This window comes from Candidatus Methylomirabilota bacterium (assembly GCA_035260325.1).
In the GTDB taxonomy this organism is placed as follows: domain Bacteria; phylum Methylomirabilota; class Methylomirabilia; order Rokubacteriales; family CSP1-6; genus AR19.
This window is the reverse complement of the sequence record DATFVL010000118.1, coordinates 1-2,290: the sequence shown is the minus strand read 5'-3', so window position 1 is coordinate 2,290 and position 2,290 is coordinate 1. Positions and strand designations below refer to the sequence as shown.

The 2,290-nt window shown below is 74.5% G+C and carries 3 protein-coding genes; all 3 read left to right on the top strand.

Annotated features, from left to right (window positions below; genetic code table 11):
- Positions 1-604, top strand: a 604-nt coding sequence (locus VKG64_08005) for a CPBP family intramembrane glutamic endopeptidase (GenBank protein ID HKB24984.1), incomplete at its 5' end; no start/stop codon positions are given.
- 9 nt (positions 605-613) lie between these two features.
- Positions 614-1,378, top strand: coding sequence for a fumarylacetoacetate hydrolase family protein (locus VKG64_08000; GenBank protein ID HKB24983.1), 765 nt, complete (start codon positions 614-616; stop codon positions 1,376-1,378).
- 7 nt (positions 1,379-1,385) lie between these two features.
- Positions 1,386-2,168: an SDR family NAD(P)-dependent oxidoreductase gene (locus VKG64_07995; GenBank protein HKB24982.1), complete on the top strand. Its 783-nt coding sequence runs from the start codon at positions 1,386-1,388 to the stop codon at positions 2,166-2,168.
- Positions 2,169-2,290: the final 122 nt, after the last annotated feature.

The following is a 2,290-nucleotide window of genomic DNA, read 5'->3' as shown; positions in this document are numbered from 1 at the left end:
CCTCACGGTCCTCGCGTTCAACCGTCCGTTCGAGCCGCTCCTTCTCCGCCTCACGCCGGGCTGGGAGTCCGGCCGCATGCTGTTCGTGACGGTCGTCGGCATGCTGGGGCTCGGCCAGGCGCTCGACTCACTGACGCTCCTCGTCGGCCTGGGGCAGCAGAGCGCGATAGTCGCGATCCGGAACGCGCTGACCGGCGCCGTGGGGCCCGAGCTCTTCCTGGCCGTCCTGGTGATCGGCGTGCTCGCCGCGAGCGCGGAGGAGATCTTCTTCCGCGGCTACATGCAGACGCGGCTCGGCCAGCGCCTCCCGCCGCCCGCCGCCGTGCTCGTGACGAGCCTCGCCTTCGGGCTCATGCACCTCGAGTGGATCCACGCCGCGCTCGCGTTCGTCCTCGGGCTCTACCTCGGCTGGATCACCGAGCTCGCGGGGAGCGCGCTCCCCGCGATCACCTGCCACGTGATCAACAACACGGTCTTCACGATCCTCACGGCGTTCCTCGGCGCCACGGACGCGGCCGGGCCGAACGCCGTCCTCCTCGCGGCGTCCGGCGTGGTCTTCCTCTGGTCGCTCGTCTGGTTGCGCCGCGCCCGACTCCGGCTGTAGGCTGCGCGCGTGAGCGACCACCTCGTGGCCGAGCTGCTCGCGGCGCGCGAGCACCACCGCGCGCTCCCGCCGCCGAGCGCGCGGCGGGCCCTCACGGCCGTCGAGGCGTATGCCGTCCAGGACCGCCTGCGCGAGGCGCTCGTGGCGCGCGGCGAGCGCGTCGTCGGCTGGAAGGCGGGCTTCACCAACAAGGCGGCGCAGGCCGCCTTCGGCACGGACGAGCCCGTGTGCGCGTTCCTCCTGGCGTCCGGCGTCCTGCCGAGCCCCGCCGAGGTCCCGGCCTCCCGCTTCGTGACCCTCGTCGTCGAGGCCGAGGTGTGCTTCGTCATGCGGGAGGACCTCGCGGGCCCCGGCGTGACGGCGGCGCGGGCGCGCGCGGCGGTGCAGGGTGCCACGCCCGCCCTCGAGCTGGTGGACTTCCGCTACAGCGGCAAGCCCGTCAGCACGGACCTGATCGCCGACGGCGTCTACGCCAACGCGATCGTCGTCGGCGCGCCGGTGACCGATGTCGCCCGGCTCGACCTCGCCGTCGAGGGCCTCGTCTACGAGCTGAACGGCGCGATCGCCGCCACCAACGCCGCGGCCGAGGTGATGGGCGACCCGCTCAACTCGCTCGCGTGGATCGCCAACCACCTGGGCGCGCGCGGCCTCGGGCTCAGGGCGGGCGACCTCGTCATGTCGGGCTCGGTCTCGCTCCTCCTCCGCCCCAAGGCCGGCGACACGGTGCGCGCGACCTTCACGCGCCTCGGCTCGGTCGGCGTCCGCGTCGCCTGAGGCCGCGGTGGATTTTCGGGACGATGCGGTCGTCATCACCGGCGCCGGGGGCGGCATCGGCCGCGCGATCGCGCTCGCGTTCGCGGCGGAGGGCGCGGCGCTCGTGCTGGGGGACCTCGCCGACTCGGTCGAGCGCGTCGCCGACGAGGCGCGCGGCGCCGGCGGGCGCGCCGTCGCCCAGCGGGGCGACGTGGGGCGCTCGGCGGACATGCAGGCACTCGCCGCGCGCGCGGTCAAGGAGTTCGGCGGGCTCCACGTGCTCGTGACGTGCGCGGGCCTCGGCGCGTCCGGGCTCCTCGCGGAGCAGGACGAGGGCGCGTGGACGCGCGTCATCGACGTGAATCTCAACGGCACCTACCGGGCGATCCGCGCCGCGCTCCCGCAGATGATGGCGCAGAAGCGCGGCCGGATTGTCACGATCGCGTCGGTCCTTGGGCGGATGGGCGGCTCCGGCTTCGTCACCGCGTACGCGGCCTCGAAGCACGGCGTCATCGGCCTGACGCGCGCCCTCGCCGCCGAGCTCGGCAGCCAAGGCTACCCCGGCATCACCGTCAACGCGATCTGCCCGGGGTACGTCCGGGCGGGCATGGGCGTCGCGGTGCAGTCCACGAAAGCCGGCCCGATGCCCGGCGAGGAGATCTTCGACCGGTACTACAAGCGCCAGGTGCCGCAGCGCCGCATGATGGAGGCGGGCGAGATCGCGCACGCCGCCCTGTTCCTGGCCCTCCCGGCCTCGGCCGGGATCACCGGCCAGGCGCTCAACGTGGACGGCGGCTTCGTCATGTCGTGATGACCCTGGAGGCGCTGGTCGCCCGCACCCGCGAGCGCCTGGCGGGACGCCGCCGGCGCGTCGTGCCGCACGGGCCCCTCGTGCGCGCGGCGGTCCTCGTCCCGCTGCTCGACCGCGACGGG